We start from the raw sequence: 16,192 nt of genomic DNA, 5'->3' as shown, positions 1-16,192 counted from the left end.
CGCTCAAGAAGCACCGGCTCAGCGAGTTGCGGGAGTTCCTGATGAGCCGGCGGGCGCGGGTCTCGCCCGCCGAGGCGGGGCTGCCCGACGGGGGTGCCCGCAGGCGCACGCCGGGTCTGCGCCGCGAGGAGGTCGCGGTGCTCGCGGGCGTCGGTGCCTCCTGGTACCAGTGGCTGGAGCAGGGCAGGGACATCTCGGTGTCGCCGCAGGTGCTCGACTCCGTGGCGCGGGTCCTGAAGATGAGCAGCTCCGAGCGTCGCCACCTGTACGTACTCGCGGGGCTCAACCCGCCCGCGTACGAGGTGGAGCCGGGCGATCAGCAGATGTGCGACGGGCTGCAGCGGCTCATCGACGCCTGGATGCCGTTCCCCGCGCACATCATGGACGCGTACTACAACTGCGTGATGTACAACGACGCGGCGTCGATCGTCCTCGCGATGCGTCCTGAGAACCGGCAGAACTGCGTCATCGACTTCTTCACCGACTCCCTCTACCGCGCCCGCAGCGAGAGTTGGGAGCAGAACGCGGCGACGGTCGTCGCCCAGTTCCGTGCCGCCTGCTCGGAGAGCCCCGACGACGAGGGGTTCCGCGAGGTGGTCGCCGAACTGAAGGCGGTGAGCCCGGAGTTCGTCGAGCTGTGGGAGCGCCGTGACATCAAGGCGCAGGGGCAGGTCCGCAAGGAGCTGACGCATCCCGTGGCCGGGCTCCTTCACCTGGAGTCGACCGCCATGAAGATCCCCGCGCGGCCGGACCTGACCGTCGTGCTGCACACGCCGCTTGCCGAGGCGGACACCGCGGCGAAGCTGGAGTGGCTGGCCTCGCCGGCGGGGCGGCGCGGGGCGATGTACCCGGTGGCCGGGTGAAGACCCTGGTGGGCGTCTTCCCTATGCTCACCCCATGACTGAGAGCACCGACCTCGGCCCCGAGGACCGCAAGATCGTCACCCTGGCCCGCTCCACGCGGGCCCGCAACGGCGTGCCCGAGGGCGCGGCCGTGCGGGACGAGACGGGGCGCACCTACGTCGCGGGCACCGTCGCCCTCGACTCCCTGAAGCTGAGCGCGCTGCAGACGGCCGTCGCCATGGCGGTGGCGTCCGGTGCGCAGTCCCTGGAGGCGGCGGCCGTCGTCTCCGCGTCCGACGAGCTGCCGGCCGAGGACCTCGCGGCCGTACGTGACCTGGGCGGGGCCGGTACGCCGGTGTTCCTGGCCGGGGGCGACGGCACGGTGAAGGAGTCGCTGGCGGCCGGCTGAAGAGCCGTGTCCGGCAAGGCTCTGTGAGCACGCTCACGCCCGCCGCACACCCGGGTCCGAGGGCCCGGGGGCGGCGGGCGTCGTGCGTGCGGGCGCGGGGGCTCCGGGAGCGGTCGGCGGGACGTTCGGCCCGGGGCGCAGGGCCCGGTGGGACGGGGTTCCGGGCGGGGACCGAAGGGTGGGCCGGTGGGTCGGGCGGCCCCTGGGACGGGGGCTCGGCGTGGCTCACGGTGGAGAGGTCGCCCGCTGCGGCAGCCGACCGACCGGCCGCCGCACCGGGCGACTCACCACGTCCCCAAACAAAGGTTCTGCTTCGTGTTCTCCGCCGTGCTTCGTCGTCCCGCCGCCCGTATGTCCCGTACCCGCCGTCTCGGCACCGCCGCGGTCCTGGCAGGGGCCAGCGGGATGCTGGTGCTCGCCGGTACCGGCAGCGCCTCGGCCGCCACCGGGGCGTCGGCGTCCCAGTGGCAGGCCGTCGCCCAGTGCGAGGCCAGTGGGAACTGGGCCGCGAACACGGGGAACGGGTTCTCCGGCGGTCTGCAGTTCACGCCGTCGACGTGGGCCGCGTACGGCGGTACGCAGTACGCGTCCGCTGCTCACCAGGCCACTCCGCAGGAGCAGATGTCCGTCGCCAACAAGGTCCTCGCCGACCAGGGCCCGAGCGCCTGGCCGGTCTGCGGCGCGAAGGCGGGTCTCTGAACCGGGCCACTTGAGCCCCGCCGGCGATTGAGGCGCGGGGTCCGGGGCAGAGCCCCGAGACGTCAACCCCGCCGGGGCGAAAGATTCGGGGCTCTGCCCCGGACCCCGCTGCTCAATCGCCGCAGGGGCTTGATCGGGTCAGATCGCGTCCGGGCCCCGGTCGCCCGTGCGGACGCGGATGATCGTGTCCACCGGCACCGCCCACACCTTGCCGTCGCCGATCTTCCCGGTCCGTGCGGCCCGCACGATCGCCTCCATCGCCGGTTCCAGGTCCGCGTCCTCGACGACGACCTCGATCCGCGCCTTCGGCACCAGGTCGACCTGGTACTCCGCGCCCCGGTACACCTCCGTGTGCCCGCGCTGACGGCCGTAGCCGCTCGCCTCGGTCACGGTCAGGCCGTCCACGCCCAGCTCGCGCAGCGCGGTCTTGACCTCGTCGAGGCGGAACGGCTTCACGACCGCGGTGATCAGCTTCATGGCGCGACCTTTCGGGAGACGGGGGCGGCACTCAGGACGCCGTGATCGTACGCACTCTCCGCGTGCGCCGTCTGGTCGAGCCCGGTCGTCTCCTCGTCGGCCGAGGCGCGGAAGCCCATCAGCCGGTCGATGGCCTTCCCGATCCCGTACGTGACGAGGAAGGTGTAGGCCGCGACCACGAGCACCGCGAGCAGCTGCTTGCCGAGCTGCCCGAACCCGCCGCCGTAGAAGAGGCCCTCCTTGGCCGCGGAGCCGGTCATCGCGGACGTCGCGAAGAGGCCGATGAGGACCGTGCCGATCACGCCGCCGATGAAGTGCACGCCGACGACGTCGAGGGAGTCGTCGTAGTGGAAACGCAGCTTCCAGGCGACGGCGTACGAGCAGACGACACCCGCCGCGAGCCCGACGACGGCCGCGCCCGGCACGCCCACGACCCCGCAGGCCGGGGTGATCGCGACCAGTCCGGCCACCGCGCCCGAGGCCGCGCCGAACGTCGTCGGGTGCCCGTCCCGCTTCTGCTCGACGAACAGCCAGCCCAGCAGGCCCGTGCAGCCCGCGATCAGGGTGTTGAAGAGGGACGCCGCGGCGATGCCGTTCGCGCCGAGCGCCGAGCCGCCGTTGAAGCCCAGCCAGCCGAACCACAGCAGGCCCGCGCCCATGACCACCATCGGCAGGTTGTGCGGGCGCATCGCGTCCTTCTTGAAGCCGATGCGCGGGCCGAGGACCAGGCAGAGGGCGAGACCGGAGGCGCCGGACGCGATCTCCACGACGAGGCCGCCCGCGAAGTCGAGCGCGCCCAGGTGCGTGCTGATCCAGCCGCCCGGGCCCCACACCCAGTGCGCCACGGGAACGTATACGAGCAGCGCCCACACGGGTACGAAGACCAGCCACGCCCCGAACTTCGTACGGTCCGCGACCGCCCCGCTGATCAGCGCCGCGGTGAGGATCGCGAAGGTCAGCTGGAAGGTCGTGAAGAGGAAGGTGGGAACCGTGCCGGTGACGTCGGACGGGCCGATGCCGGCCATGCCCGCGTGCTGGAGGCCGCCGATCAGGCCCGCGAAGGCGTCGTCCCCGAAGGCGAGCGAGTAGCCCGCGACCAGCCACACCACCGTCACGAGGGCGATCGACACGAAGCTCATCATCAGCATGTTGAGGACGCTCTTCGTGCGGACCATGCCGCCGTAGAAGAGCGCGAGCCCCGGTGTCATGAGCAGGACGAGCGCGGTGGCGGCGAGCAGCCAGGCGGTGTCGCCGGTATCGAGTGCGGGGGCGGCGAGGGGCACGGTCGTGGCAGGCATGCGGATCAGCGTCACGGGTCCGCGTTTCCGGAACCGCACTCGCGGGTTTCCGCCGTGTTTCTTGTTGCCGGGCGGTTACCGGGGCCTCACTGTGCTGCGGCACCCCCGCCATCGGGGACAATGGGCGCCATGAGCGCTCGTACCCAGCAGTCCCAGTCGTCGAATTCCTCGGAGCCCGCGCACCGCGCCGGCTTCGCCTGCTTCGTCGGCCGCCCCAACGCGGGCAAGTCCACTCTCACGAACGCTCTGGTCGGCAAGAAGGTGGCCATCACCGCCGACCAGCCGCAGACCACGCGGCACACCGTGCGCGGCATCGTGCACCGCGAGGACGCGCAGCTGATCCTGGTGGACACCCCCGGCCTGCACAAGCCGCGCACCCTGCTGGGCGAGCGACTCAACGACGTGGTGCGCACCACGTGGGCCGAGGTCGACGTGATCGGCTTCTGCCTGCCCGCCGACCAGAAGCTCGGCCCCGGTGACAAGTTCATCGCCAAGGAACTCGCGTCGATCAAGAAGACGCCGAAGGTCGCCATCGTCACCAAGACGGACCTCGTCGACAGCAAGGCGCTCGCCGAGCAGCTCATCGCCATCGACCAGCTCGGCAAGGAGCTGGGCATCGAGTGGGCGGAGATCGTGCCGGTGTCGGCGGTCGGCGAGAAGCAGGTCGACCTGCTGGCCGATCTGCTGATCCCGATGCTGCCCGAGGGGCCGATGCTCTACCCGGAGGGCGACCTCACGGACGAGCCCGAGCAGGTCATGGTCGCGGAGCTGATCCGCGAGGCCGCCCTTGAGGGCGTGCGGGACGAGCTGCCGCACTCCATCGCCGTCGTGGTGGAGGAGATGCTGCCGCGCGAGGACCGGCCGAAGGACAAGCCGCTCCTCGACATCCACGCGTTCGTCTACATCGAGCGGCCCAGCCAGAAGGGCATCATCATCGGCCCGAAGGGCAAGCGCCTCAAGGACGTCGGCATCAAGTCCCGCAAGCAGATCGAGGCGCTCCTCGGCACGCCGGTCTACCTGGACCTGCACGTCAAGGTCGCCAAGGACTGGCAGCGCGACCCGCGCCAGCTGCGCAAGCTCGGCTTCTGATCACCCTCCTGCGGGGCTGAGGTCCTGGAGCCCTATCACCCGCAGCAGTTCAAGGCGTTCGTACGTCTCCGTGCCCGGCCGCGCCGAGTGCACGACGAGCTGCTGGCTGTGCCCGTCGCCGACCAGGACCTCGCAGTCCAGGTCGAGGGCGCCGACCACGGGATGCAGGAACCGCTTCGGCGACGGGCGGCGCACCACCACCTCGTGCGAGGCCCACAGCTCCTCGAACTCCTTCGACGCGGCCCGCAGCTCGGCGACGAGCGCGGCAGGTCCCGGGTCCTTCGGGCGGGCCGCGCTGACCGCCCGCAGGCTCGCCACGTGGGCCCGGCTGTGCTCCGCGTGCTTCTCGGCCGGCGCCAGGGTGCGGCCCGCCGGGTCCGTGAACCAGCGGCGGATCAGATTGGCCCCCGTGTGGTCGCCGGTCAGCGCCACCGACATCGCGTTCTGCGCGAGCATCTCGCCCCAGTCGCTCATCACGCTCGCCGGCAGATCGTGCAGCCGGTCCAGGATCAGCAGCAGCCCCGGCCGGACATGCGCCGATGAGCCGCCCGGCCGCGGCGGCTCCTCTCCCGCCAGATGGAACAGGTGGTCGCGCTCGGCGTCGGTCAGGCGCAGCGCGCGGGCCAGCGCGGTGAGCATCTGCCGCGAGGGGTGCGAGCCCCGACGCTGTTCGAGCCGCGTGTAGTAGTCCGTGGACATCCCGGCGAGCTGCGCCACCTCCTCGCGGCGCAGGCCCGGAGTGCGGCGCCGCGGCCCCGCCGTCAGCCCCACGTCGGACGGGTTCAGCCGGGTGCGGCAGCGGCGCAGGAAGTCGGCGAGCTCGGATCGGTTCACCTCTTCAGGATCGCCCGGCACCGGGCCGCGATCCAGTGCGTATCCAGGGAGTGCCGGTCCCTGGATGAACGCGTCTCTCCCGCCGCGGCCGTCGCCGCCACAGGCTTCAGGCATGGCTACGACATCGCTATCGAGGAGGCGGCCATGCTGACACTGGTGACGGGTGCGACGGGACAGGTCGGGCGGCGCTTCGTGCCCCGGCTGCTGCGGGGCGCGCCGGAGGGCGACCGGGTGCGGGTGCTCGTACGGGACGAGGCGCGCGGCGAGCGCTTCGCGGAGCTCGGCGCCGAGGTGATCGTCGGCGATCTGCGGGACGTCGACGCGCTGGGCAAGGCGACGGCCGGAGTGGACTCCGTGGTGAACGTGGCCGCCGCGTTCCGCGGGGTGCCGGACGAGGAGGCGCGGGCGGTCAACCGGGACGCCGCGATCGAGCTCGGCCGGGCCGCGGCGGCCTCGGGCGTACGACGGTTCGTGCAGGTCAGCACGGGTCTCGTGTACGGCGCGGGACGCGGCAGGCCGTTGGTGGAGGACGACGAGACGCGGCCGGGCGGGCACCTGTGGGGCGCCTACCCGCAGTCCAAGTGGGAGGCGGAGCGGGCGCTCGGCGCCATGGACGGGCTCGACGACCTGCGGATCGGGCGGCTGCCCTTCGTGTACGGCGACGGCGACCCGCACATCGACAACGCGCTCGAGTGGGCGCCGTCCTGGCCCGCGATGCAGCGCCTCCACATGGGCCACCACGCCGATGTGGCCCAGGGCCTGCGGCGCCTGCTGTACGCGGCCGGGGCGTCCGGCGTCTACAACATCGCCGACGACGCCCCGGTGACCACGGTCGACCTCTTCCAGCTCGGCGGCCTCCCGGTGCCTCCGGAGGTGTACGAGAAGGAGGCCCCGGACCCCTGGCACTCCGTGATGTCGACGGGCCGCATCCGGCACGAGCTGGGCTTCCGCCCGATCCACCCGTCGGTGTGGACGGCACGGGACGCCGGGGTGCTGTAGCGGGGGCGGCGCCTCAGGCCACTCCCTTGATCCGCCGCACCAGCAGCGCCCCCGCGAGCCCCACCCCCGCCGCCACCAGGTACAGCACCCGGTACCCGCCCAGCTGGTTCACCAGTGGGGCGGCGAGCGCGGGGGCGGCGACCTGGGGGAGGGAGTTGGCGATGTTGATGACACCGAGGTCCTTGCCGCGGTCGAGCGCCTTCGGCAGGACGTCGGTCATCAGCGCGAAGTCGACCGAGGTGAACACGCCGAAGCCGACGCCGAGGACGGCCGCCGCGACGATCGCGCCGGTCCAGGTCTGCCACCCGGCGAGCATCCCGGTCGCCGCCGCCATCAGTACGCCCGACCACAGCACGAACGGTTTGCGCCGGCCCACCCGGTCCGACCAGGCGCCGCCCACCACGACGGTGGCGAGCAGCGTCACCCCGTTCACCGCGGTCAGCACGAGGACCCCCGAGTCCGGGTCGTCGAGGTGCAGCCGGTCGCGCAGGTAGTAGTAGAGGTAGAGCAGGACCAGCGCGTTTCCCAGGTTGATCAGGAAGCGGGTCAGCCACGCCCAGCCGAGGTCCGGGTGGCGCCGCGGGCTCAGCCAGAACCCCGCGGCGAACCGGCGCCACGACCACGGCGGACGGTCGGCCGGCGCGAGCCGCAGGTCCGGGTGGCGCAGCACGTACGGGGCCACGCCGAGGAGCGTGAAGGCGGCGCAGGCCGCGTACCCGGCGCCGACCCCGCCCGCCACCGTCGCGAGCCCCGTGCCGACGACCACGCCCAGGATCTGCGCCGCCCCCAGCCAGCCGCCCACCGCGCCCCGCTGCCGCCGCGGCACCCGGTCGGGGACGGCCGCCGTGACCGCCGCGAACGCCGCGTTCAGGGCCAGCTGCACCAGGCACCAGCCCGCGAACAGCACCCACACCGCGCCCGCGCCCCCGAGCAGCAGCAGCGACAGGGCGCCGCCCGCCGCGCCCGCCACGATCCACGGCGTGCGCCGCCCGTACCGCGACACCGTGCGGTCCGAGAGGGCGCCGAAGAGCGGATTCGCCGCCAGGGACACCACCGCGCCGACGCCCGTCACCCAGGCGAGCAGCGACTCCTTCGACAGGCCCGTGCCCGGCGCGAAGTGCTCGGACTGCCGGGCGAGGAGGATCTGCAGCGGCCCGTACCAGCCCACCCAGATCGCCCCGTTGGCCAGCGAAAGGGCCGCCGTCCAGCCGCGTCCGACCCGCCCGGAGGGCTCCTGAAGGGCGAGGTCCGTCATGCCCGGCGGGCCCGCAGGGCGCCTTGCAGCCAGCCGTACGACGCCTTGGGCGTGCGCTTCTGCGTCGCGTAGTCGACGTGCACGAGCCCGAAGCGCTTCGAGTAGCCCTCCGCCCATTCGAAGTTGTCGAGCAGCGACCAGACGAAGTAGCCGCGCACGTCGACGCCGGCCGTGACGGCCCGGTGCACCGCCCGGATGTGGCCGTCCAGGTACGCGATGCGGTCCTGGTCGTCGAGCCCCTCGTACGCGCAGCCGTTCTCCGTGATCACGAGCGGCGGCAGCCGGTCGCCGTAGCGCTCGCGGAAGTCCACGAGGAGCTCGGTGAGCGCGTCGGGCACCACGGACCAGCCGAAGTCCGTCGTCGGGCAGCCTTCGATATCCCTTACGGAGAAGGGGAGTTCGGCGGGGAGGGTGATGCCGGAGAAGTCCACGTCGGCGGCGCCGGGCGCGCCCACCTTCGTCGGCTGGTAGAAGTTGATCCCGTACCAGTCGAGGGTGTCCTCGGAGATCACCTTCAGGTCGGCGGCCACGTCGGCGCCGGGCATCAGCTCCCCGAACCCGTCCGGGTACCGGCCCAGCAGCAGCGGGTCCGAGAAGAGCCGGTTGAGGATCACGTCGTACAGGTCGGCGGCCCCGGTGTCGGCGGGGTCGGCGGAGGCGGGCCAGGTCGGGCCGTGCGAGTTGGCGATCCCGATGTCGCGGGCGCCCGCCGCGCGCAGCGCCCGCGCCGCGAGGCCGTGGGCGAGGAGCTGGTGGTGGGCCACGGGCAGCGCGTCGAAGAGCAGCTTCTTGCCGGGGGCGTGCTCGCCGAGCGCGTGCCCGAGCAGGGTGTGCTCCGCGGGTTCGTTGAGGGTGATCCACTTGCTGACGCGGTCGCCGAGCCGGGCCGCGACCGTCGCCGCGTACTCGGCGAACCGGGACGCGGTGTCCCGCTCCAGCCAGCCGCCCGCCTCCTGGAGGGAGAGCGGCAGGTCCCAGTGGAAGAGCGTGGGGACGGGCCGCACGCCCTGCGCGCACAGCTCGTCGACGAGCCGGTCGTAGAAGTCCAGGCCGCCCGGGGCGAGCACCCGGGGCCACGAGACGGAGAAGCGGTACGCGTCCACGCCCAGGTCACGGACGAGCGCCACGTCCTCCCGGTAGCGGGCCACGTGGTCGCAGGCCACCGCCGCCGTCGAGCCGTCCTTGATCCGGCCCGGCTCGGCGCCGAACGCGTCCCAGACCGAGGGTGTGCGCCCGTCGACGGCGCCCTCGATCTGGTGGGCCGATGTGGAGACGCCCCACAGGAAACCGGGCGGGAAAGCGGGGAGCGGTGCCTCGGTCGCTGTCATGGGCGCGATCATCCGTACCCGCCGGTAGGAAGTCAACGCCCGTGCGGCCGGGGCTTGTTACGCCCCTTCCTTCAGTACCCGGGTGATGAGCCTGCGCTGTTCGTCCGTGAGCCGGGGGTCCGCGCAGTACACCGTCTCCCCGTCCACCGTGATCGTGTAGCTGAAGCCGTCGGGCACCCCTATCGGCGGCGTGCTCCGTCCGGAGGCCACCGCCTTCTCGGCCAGGTCGTGCCACTCGTGGGCATCGGACCGGCCCGCCGTGTCCACCTCGGCGTGCCGGTCGATGCCGGCGAATCCGCCCGTGCGCGCTACGTGAATACGCATGGGTCCCTGTCTACTCCAAGCCGTGCCTACTGGGTAGGAACGCCGACCTGTTCCCAGGCCTTGAGCACCGACTGGTACTCCTCGCCGCCGCCGTAGCGGGCCTGCGCCGCCTTCACCGTCGCCTTGGCGAAGTCGGCGAAGAGGCAGTCGTGCTTCAGCTCGCCGCCGGTGAGCGTGTCGAACCAGATCTGGCCCGCCCGCTCCCACGCGTGCCCGCCGAGCGACTCGGCCAGGATGTAGAACGCGTGGTTGGGGATGCCGGAGTTGATGTGCACGCCGCCGTTGTCACGGCCCGTCCTCACGAAGTGCTCCATGTCGGCGGGCTGCGGGTCCTTGCCGAGCACGTCGTCGTCGTACGCGGTGCCGGGCGCCTTCATGGAACGCAGGGCGACCCCCGTGACACGCGGGGCGAGCAGGCCCGCGCCGATCAGCCAGTCGGCCTCGGAGGCGGTCTGGCCCAGCGTGTACTGCTTGATCAGCGAGCCGAAGACGTCCGACATCGACTCGTTGAGCGCGCCGGGCTGGCCGAAGTACGTCAGGTTCGCCGTGTACTGCGTGACGCCGTGGGTCAGCTCGTGGCCGATGACGTCGACGGGGATGGTGAAGTCGAGGAAGATCTCGCCGTCACCGTCGCCGAACACCATCTGCTCGCCGTTCCAGAAGGCGTTGTTGTAGTCCTCGGAGTAGTGCACCGTCGCGTTCAGCGGCAGACCGTTGCCGTCGATCGAGTGGCGGGAGAACTTCTCCAGGTACAGCTCGAACGTCGCGCCGAGCCCCGCGTACGCGCGGTTGACGGTCGCGTCCTTGCCCGGCTTGTCCCCCTCGCCGCGCACCTTCCGCCCCGGCAGCTCCGTGCGGTGCCGGGCGTCGTAGATGGTGCGGTGCGGCTTCTGGCCCTCCAGGCCCGCGGGCGGGGCGACGGAGGGCGCGCCGATGACGGTCGTCATCCGGCGGTGCGTGCGCTCGAAGGCGTCGCGCTCCAGGGAGCGGCGGGCCCTGGCGGCGATCGCGGAGTCCTCGCTCTGAGCTGCCTTGTCGAGGACGTGGGGCGGCACGATGGTGCAGAAAACGGGCTCGAACCCCGCTGGGTTCCCCGTTTGGTTGGCGGTCATGCGAGGCAATGTGGCACCGGGTCATGCCGCTGTCACTACCTGCCACCATGATTAGCGAAATAGAGGTATTGATCACCTCTTACCCGTTACCTGTCCACGGTCCCGCATACTGATACGGGCCTTCGCGAACGACGAGACTCGACTAAGGTGCACTGCATCATGCGTTTCGGGCTGCTTCTCCTTAGCTGCCGCGGCGAGGGCCTGTAGACAAGGCCGGCTCCCTCCCCGCGGAGTTTGGTGTTGCGCCGTCGGCCGCCTTCAAGGCCACCTCCGAGGAGCCCACGCATCATGGCAAACCGCCAGCAGCCCAGTTCCATGCCGATCCACAAGTACGGCCAGTACGACCAGGTCGACATCCCGGACCGCACGTGGCCCGGCAAGCGGATCACCACCGCCCCCCGCTGGCTCTCCACGGACCTGCGCGACGGCAACCAGGCGCTGATCGACCCGATGTCCCCGGCCCGCAAGCGGGCGATGTTCGACCTGCTGGTCAAGATGGGCTACAAGGAGATCGAGGTCGGCTTCCCCGCCTCGGGGCAGACGGACTTCGACTTCGTACGCTCGATCGTCGAGGACCCGGACGCCATCCCGGACGACGTCACGATCTCCGTACTGACCCAGGCCCGTGAGGACCTGATCGAGCGGACCGTGGAGTCCCTGAAGGGCGCCAAGAACGCCACGGTCCACCTGTACAACGCCACGGCGCCGGTCTTCCGCCGCGTCGTCTTCCGCGGCTCCAAGGAAGAGATCAAGCAGATCGCCGTCGACGGCACCCGCCTGGTCATGAAGTACGCGGAGAAGCTGCTGGGCCCGGAGACCAAGTTCGGCTACCAGTACAGCCCCGAGATCTTCACGGACACCGAGCTGGAGTTCGCCCTGGAGGTCTGCGAGGCCGTCATGGACGTCTACCAGCCGGGCCCGGACCGCGAGATCATCCTCAACCTGCCGGCCACGGTGGAGCGCTCGACGCCGTCCACGCACGCGGACCGCTTCGAGTGGATGTCCCGCAACCTGTCGCGCCGCGAGTACGTCTGCCTGTCCATCCACCCGCACAACGACCGCGGCACCGCCGTCGCCGCCGCCGAGCTGGGCGTCATGGCGGGCGGCGACCGCGTCGAGGGCTGTCTGTTCGGTCAGGGCGAGCGCACCGGCAACGTCGACCTGGTCACGCTGGGCATGAACCTGTTCTCGCAGGGCGTCGACCCGCAGATCGACTTCTCCGACATCGACGAGATCCGTCGTACGTGGGAGTACTGCAACCAGATGGAGGTCCACCCGCGCCACCCGTACGTGGGCGACCTGGTCTACACGTCCTTCTCCGGCTCCCACCAGGACGCCATCAAGAAGGGCTTCGACGCCATGGAGGCCGACGCCAAGGCCAAGGGCGTCACCGTCGACGACATCGAGTGGGCCGTCCCGTACCTGCCGATCGACCCGAAGGACGTCGGCCGCTCCTACGAGGCCGTCATCCGGGTCAACTCGCAGTCCGGCAAGGGCGGCATCGCGTACGTCCTGAAGGACGGCCACAACCTGGACCTGCCGCGCCGTATGCAGGTCGAGTTCTCCAAGGTCATCCAGCAGAAGACGGACGCCGAGGGCGGCGAGGTCACGCCCAAGGACATCTGGGCCGTCTTCCAGGACGAGTACCTGCCCAACCCGTCCAACCCGTGGGGCCGCATCCAGGTCAAGACGGGCCAGACCACGACCGACACGGACGGCGTGGACACGCTGACCGTCGAGGCCGAGGTGGACGGCGTCGAGCAGGTGCTGGTGGGCACCGGCAACGGACCGATCTCCGCGTTCTTCCACGCCCTGCAGGGCATCGGCATCGACGCCCGGCTCCTGGACTACCAGGAGCACACGATGAGCGAGGGCGCCTCCGCGGTCGCCGCCTCGTACATCGAGGTCGCCATCGAGGACAAGGTTCTGTGGGGCATCGGCACCGATGCGAACACGACACGTGCCTCGCTGAAGGCGGTCGTCTCCGCGGTCAACCGAGCCAGCCGCTGAGGCAGTTGAGCTGCGGTTTCCCGGCCCCGTGCACCTTTTGTGGGTGCCCGGGGCCGCGTCGCATCCAGGCCAGGAACGACAAGTTCCGTGACCTCGGCGTGACCAAGGTACTGACGCCGCATCAACAATGTGGCTAACATCACGCCAACGCCGCGATGATGCGGCGCCACGACGGGAGGTGTGCGACGTGCTGCCGAATCATGGACGCATGGGACTGACCGGGCTCTCGCGGGTGTTCGGGGTGCACACCATATGGACCACCGTGGGTGACGGCGAGTTCTTCTGTCCCGGCTGCGGCGGCGATCGCAACTACCAACGGCGGACCGGCAAACGCCGCCTTGTGCTGCTCGGTGTTCCCGTCGTGCCGCGCGGGCAGGACGGCCCGGTCGTCGAATGCGCCGCCTGCGAGGGGCGGTTCGGCACGGACGCGCTCGACCATCCGACCACGCACCGCTTCTCGGCGATGCTGCGGGACGCCGTGCACACGGTCGTGCTGGCGGTGCTCGCGGGCGGCGGAACGTCTCCGCTGGCGCTCGAATGCGCGGTGGGTACGCTGCGGGACGCCGGGTTCGAGGACACCTCCGAGGAACAACTCGCCGCGCTCGTGGAGGCGTTGGTCACCGACGCGGGGCGGATCGCCGAGCAGTGCGGGGCGGGGGCCGGGCTCGCCATAGAGCTGCACGAGGCGCTCGATCCGCTGGCGCAGCATCTCGCTCCGGCGGGGCGGGAGTCGATCCTGTTGCAGGGGGCGCGGATTGCTCTCGCGGACGGGATGTATTCGGCGGGGGAGCGGGATGTGCTCGGCACGGTGGGCGCGGCGTTGACCTTGTGCACGGATGAGGTGGGCGAGTTGTTGGCTGCGGCCTCGCGGACGCCCAGCTGAGCCGGTCCTACGACTCGGGGCTCTGCCCCGGACCCCGCGCCTCAATCGCCGGCGGGGCTTGAAGTGCGGACTTCCGCTGCCGGACCTCGCGCGCGGCTTGAAGTGCGGACTTCCGCCGCCGGACCCCGCGCGGGGCTGAAGTGCGGACTTCCGCTGCCGGGGCGCGAGCGCCTAGGAGTCGTGTGCCGTTCGGTGCAGGGGCTCGTACAGGCCCAGTTCGCCGCCGCCCGGCAGGCGCAGGGAGGTGAGGCGGCCCCAGCGCAGGTCCTGGACGGGGGACGTGAACTCGACGCCCTTGGCGGTCAGTTCGGCGATCGTGCGGTCCACGTCGTCGCACATCAGCGTCAGCTCGTGCTTGGGCGCGCCCTCCGTCGGGTGCATCGCGATCTCGGAGGGCGGCGCCGCGAAGATCAGCCAGCCGCCGCCGGCGTCGACGTGCGGAAAGCCGAGCACGTCGCGGAAGAAGGCCCGGTCGGCGTCCGCGTCGGTGGAGTAGAGGATCGTGTGCGCGCCTGTGATCATGCGGGCGAGCGTAGCGGCGCGGGGCCCGGTCAGCCGGTGTCGACACCGGCTTCCGTGGCCAGGCTGTAGGCGATGCCGTCCGCGGTGTCCATCTCCAGGCCCGCCGCGTACTGCGACTCGTACGCGCTGTCGCCGACGGACTCCCGGATGCGGCGCTCGGTGCTGTTACGGGCGGCCACCAGTTCGGGTGAGCCCAGCTGGGGACGGCCGAGGCTCTCCCACATGCGCTGGCCGATGCCGAGCAGCCGGGCGGCGCGGTGGGACGTGCCGAGCGTGCTCAGCGAGGAGGCCAGGGCGTCGACCGCCAGCGCGACGCCGACCCGGTCGCGGAACCGGGACTTGCCCGCGATGGTGGCCAGCGCCTGCCGCGCCGCCTCGTCGGGGCGCCCCTGGCCGTTGGCGGCGAGGGCCGCCGCCCAGCTGGCCCAGGTGTGCGACCACCGCTCGCCCCGCCGGCCGCACTCCTCCTCCAGCCTGCGCGCCACCACGGCGGCCTCCGTGAACTCGCCGGACAGGACGTGCACGAGTGCGCGTCCGGCCGTCGTCAGACACCAGGCGGAGTCGTAGGGGCCGGTGTATCCGCGCAGATCGGGTGCCGCGTCGATGACCTCGGCGGCCTCCGGGAGCCGTCCCATCAGACACAGCGAGGTGCTCTCCAGGTAGGCCACCGCCATCACCTGGGCCGGTGACGGGTCCGGCTGGGTCAGATCGCGGAACATCCCCGCCACCTTCAGGCCCGCCTCCGTGTCGCCCTGCGAGAGGGCCGCGGTCGCGCAGCCCCACAGGCCGAGCAGATACTCGGGGCCGGGCCGCTCGGACAGGGCGAGGGCCGCCTCCGCGTACCGCCGGCCCTCGCGGGCGAACCCGCAGGGGAACCAGAGGATCCACAGGTGCCCGCACAGCTGCTGCGCGGCCGGTCCCTCGCGGGTCTCCAGGCAGAAGTCCAGCGCCGTACGGAAGTTGGGGTGGTCGGTGACGAGGCGCTCGTACCACTGCTCCTGCTCGCGCCCCATCCAGCCCGCGTCGGCCCGCCGCGCGAGCTCCAGGTGGAAGTCCCGGTGCCTGCGCCGCGCGCCCGTCAGCTCGTCGGGGCCGAGCTGCTCCAGCCACGAGGCCCCGAACTCGCGGACCGTGTCGAGCATGTCGTAGCGCCCGCCGGGCCTGCGCCGCACCAGTGATTTGGCCACGAGGCCTTCGAGGGCCCCGGACACCTCGGCCTCGCGCAGCGGTCCGCCGCGGCCCACCGCCCGCGCGCCCGCCGGGTCGAAGCCGCCGGTGAACACGGAGAGGCGGGCCCACAGCAGCCGTTCGAGCGGCGTGCACAGTTCGTGGCTCCAGCCGATGGTGGCGCGCAGCGTGCGATGGCGCGGGGGGCCGGTGTGGCCTTCCGCGGCGGTCAGTGCGTCCAGGCGGTCGCCGAGCAGGGAACCGAGCCGCTCCAGGGGGAGTTCGGCGAGCCGGGCCGCGGCCAGCTCGATCGCCAGCGGGATGCCGTCGAGGTGCCGGCAGACGGCCTCGGCGACGTCCCGCTCGCCTGGACCGAGCCGGAAGCCGGGTGCGGCGAGCGTCGCGCGGTCGGCGAACAGCGCGACCGCGTCGCCGGGCCGCCCCGTGTCGCCCTCGGCCGTGACGGGCAGCGGCGCGACCATGAACCGGTGCTCGTCGTCGAGCCCCAGTGGCTGCCTGCTCGTCGCCAGGACGCGCAGGCCCGGTGCGACGTCGAGCAGCTTGCGGATCAGGCGGCCGCAGTCGGCCAGCAGGTGCTCGCAGGTGTCGAGGACGAGCAGCACCCGCTTGTCGGCGAGCCACTGGGCGACGACGTCGGTGGCGTCCTCGTTCGAGTTGTCGGCGAGCCGCAGCTCTTCCAGGAGTACGTTGCCGAGCAGCGTCGGGTCGTGCAGCGGGGAGAGCGGCACGAAGCACACCGTGTCCGCCAGGCGCGGGCCCGTGCGCAGGGCCAGGCGCGCGGCGAGCCGGGTCTTGCCGACCCCGCCCACCCCGGTGAGTGTCAGCAGCCGGTGGTCGCTCAGCTCCTGGTCCAGGTACGCGAGTTCGGCCTCACGGCCGATGAACTGGGTGGCCTCGACGGGCAGGTTCTCCACGGTCACAGT

The 16,192-nt window shown here is 71.8% G+C and carries 15 protein-coding genes and 1 pseudogene; 7 read left to right on the top strand and 9 right to left on the bottom strand.

Going from position 1 to position 16,192, the window contains the following annotated elements; all coding sequences use genetic code 11:
• Window positions 1-41: 41 nt before the first annotated feature.
• From ACZ7L4_RS17180 to ACZ7L4_RS17170, 3 genes and pseudogenes are all read left to right on the top strand, one after another.
• Window positions 42-863: a helix-turn-helix transcriptional regulator gene (locus tag ACZ7L4_RS17180; RefSeq protein ID WP_472104044.1), complete on the top strand. Its 822-nt coding sequence runs from the start codon at window positions 42-44 to the stop codon at window positions 861-863.
• Between the two features lie 34 nt (window positions 864-897).
• Window positions 898-1,251 (top strand): cytidine deaminase, encoded by a 354-nt coding sequence (locus ACZ7L4_RS17175; RefSeq protein ID WP_472103295.1) that lies wholly within the window; start codon window positions 898-900, stop codon window positions 1,249-1,251.
• A gap of 351 nt (window positions 1,252-1,602) precedes the next feature.
• Window positions 1,603-1,932: pseudogene (locus ACZ7L4_RS17170) on the top strand (transglycosylase family protein); the annotation flags it as partial.
• A 156-nt stretch (window positions 1,933-2,088) separates the two neighbouring features.
• Here ACZ7L4_RS17170 and ACZ7L4_RS17165 read toward each other — a convergent pair.
• Both ACZ7L4_RS17165 and ACZ7L4_RS17160 read right to left on the bottom strand, forming a co-directional pair.
• Window positions 2,089-2,427: a P-II family nitrogen regulator gene (locus tag ACZ7L4_RS17165; protein WP_472103293.1), complete on the bottom strand. Its 339-nt coding sequence runs from the start codon at window positions 2,425-2,427 to the stop codon at window positions 2,089-2,091.
• Window positions 2,424-3,725 (bottom strand): ammonium transporter, encoded by a 1,302-nt coding sequence (locus tag ACZ7L4_RS17160; protein WP_472103291.1) that lies wholly within the window; start codon window positions 3,723-3,725, stop codon window positions 2,424-2,426. The genes ACZ7L4_RS17165 and ACZ7L4_RS17160 overlap by 4 nt, the downstream gene beginning before the upstream one ends.
• Before the next feature lie 120 nt (window positions 3,726-3,845).
• Here ACZ7L4_RS17160 and era point away from each other — a divergent pair, with 120 nt between their 5' ends.
• On the top strand, window positions 3,846-4,814 hold the full coding sequence (gene era, locus ACZ7L4_RS17155) for a GTPase Era (protein ID WP_472103289.1): 969 nt from the start codon (window positions 3,846-3,848) through the stop codon (window positions 4,812-4,814).
• Here era and ACZ7L4_RS17150 read toward each other — a convergent pair whose 3' ends face one another.
• Complete coding sequence (locus ACZ7L4_RS17150; protein ID WP_472103287.1) at window positions 4,815-5,648, bottom strand: helix-turn-helix transcriptional regulator; 834 nt, start codon at window positions 5,646-5,648, stop codon at window positions 4,815-4,817. It abuts the gene before it with no gap.
• 144 nt (window positions 5,649-5,792) lie between these two features.
• Between ACZ7L4_RS17150 and ACZ7L4_RS17145 the strand changes: the two genes are divergently transcribed.
• Window positions 5,793-6,647, top strand: a complete 855-nt coding sequence (locus tag ACZ7L4_RS17145; RefSeq protein WP_472103285.1) for an NAD-dependent epimerase/dehydratase family protein — start codon at window positions 5,793-5,795, stop codon at window positions 6,645-6,647.
• 13 nt (window positions 6,648-6,660) lie between these two features.
• Here ACZ7L4_RS17145 and ACZ7L4_RS17140 read toward each other — a convergent pair whose 3' ends face one another.
• From ACZ7L4_RS17140 to ACZ7L4_RS17125, 4 genes are read right to left on the bottom strand one after another with little or no spacing between them, the layout of a single operon-like run.
• Entirely contained in the window at window positions 6,661-7,902 is a 1,242-nt protein-coding gene (locus ACZ7L4_RS17140) for an MFS transporter (protein ID WP_472103283.1), read from the bottom strand.
• Window positions 7,899-9,230 (bottom strand): GH1 family beta-glucosidase, encoded by a 1,332-nt coding sequence (locus ACZ7L4_RS17135; protein WP_472103281.1) that lies wholly within the window; start codon window positions 9,228-9,230, stop codon window positions 7,899-7,901. The genes ACZ7L4_RS17140 and ACZ7L4_RS17135 overlap by 4 nt, the downstream gene beginning before the upstream one ends.
• Window positions 9,231-9,287: 57 nt before the next feature.
• Entirely contained in the window at window positions 9,288-9,554 is a 267-nt protein-coding gene (locus ACZ7L4_RS17130; protein WP_472103279.1) for a protealysin inhibitor emfourin, read from the bottom strand.
• Between the two features lie 26 nt (window positions 9,555-9,580).
• Window positions 9,581-10,666, bottom strand: a complete 1,086-nt coding sequence (locus tag ACZ7L4_RS17125) for a M4 family metallopeptidase (protein WP_472103277.1) — start codon at window positions 10,664-10,666, stop codon at window positions 9,581-9,583.
• A 288-nt stretch (window positions 10,667-10,954) separates the two neighbouring features.
• Between ACZ7L4_RS17125 and leuA the strand changes: the two genes are divergently transcribed.
• Together leuA and ACZ7L4_RS17115 are read left to right on the top strand one after the other, a co-directional pair.
• Window positions 10,955-12,676 (top strand): 2-isopropylmalate synthase, encoded by a 1,722-nt coding sequence (gene leuA, locus ACZ7L4_RS17120; protein ID WP_472103275.1) that lies wholly within the window; start codon window positions 10,955-10,957, stop codon window positions 12,674-12,676.
• A 187-nt stretch (window positions 12,677-12,863) separates the two neighbouring features.
• The gene (locus ACZ7L4_RS17115; protein ID WP_472103273.1) at window positions 12,864-13,559 is read left to right on the top strand and encodes a tellurite resistance TerB family protein; all 696 of its coding nucleotides are present in this window, start codon (window positions 12,864-12,866) and stop codon (window positions 13,557-13,559) included.
• 171 nt (window positions 13,560-13,730) lie between these two features.
• Here ACZ7L4_RS17115 and ACZ7L4_RS17110 read toward each other — a convergent pair whose 3' ends face one another.
• Both ACZ7L4_RS17110 and ACZ7L4_RS17105 read right to left on the bottom strand, forming a co-directional pair.
• Window positions 13,731-14,081: a VOC family protein gene (locus ACZ7L4_RS17110; protein ID WP_472103271.1), complete on the bottom strand. Its 351-nt coding sequence runs from the start codon at window positions 14,079-14,081 to the stop codon at window positions 13,731-13,733.
• Window positions 14,082-14,110: 29 nt separating this feature from the next.
• The gene (locus ACZ7L4_RS17105) at window positions 14,111-16,189 is read right to left on the bottom strand and encodes an ATP-binding protein (RefSeq protein ID WP_472103269.1); all 2,079 of its coding nucleotides are present in this window, start codon (window positions 16,187-16,189) and stop codon (window positions 14,111-14,113) included.
• Window positions 16,190-16,192 lie beyond the last annotated feature (3 nt).

It is taken from the genome of Streptomyces sp. NPDC107575 (genome assembly GCF_055657265.1).
This window is presented reverse-complemented; position numbering and strand designations above follow the sequence as displayed.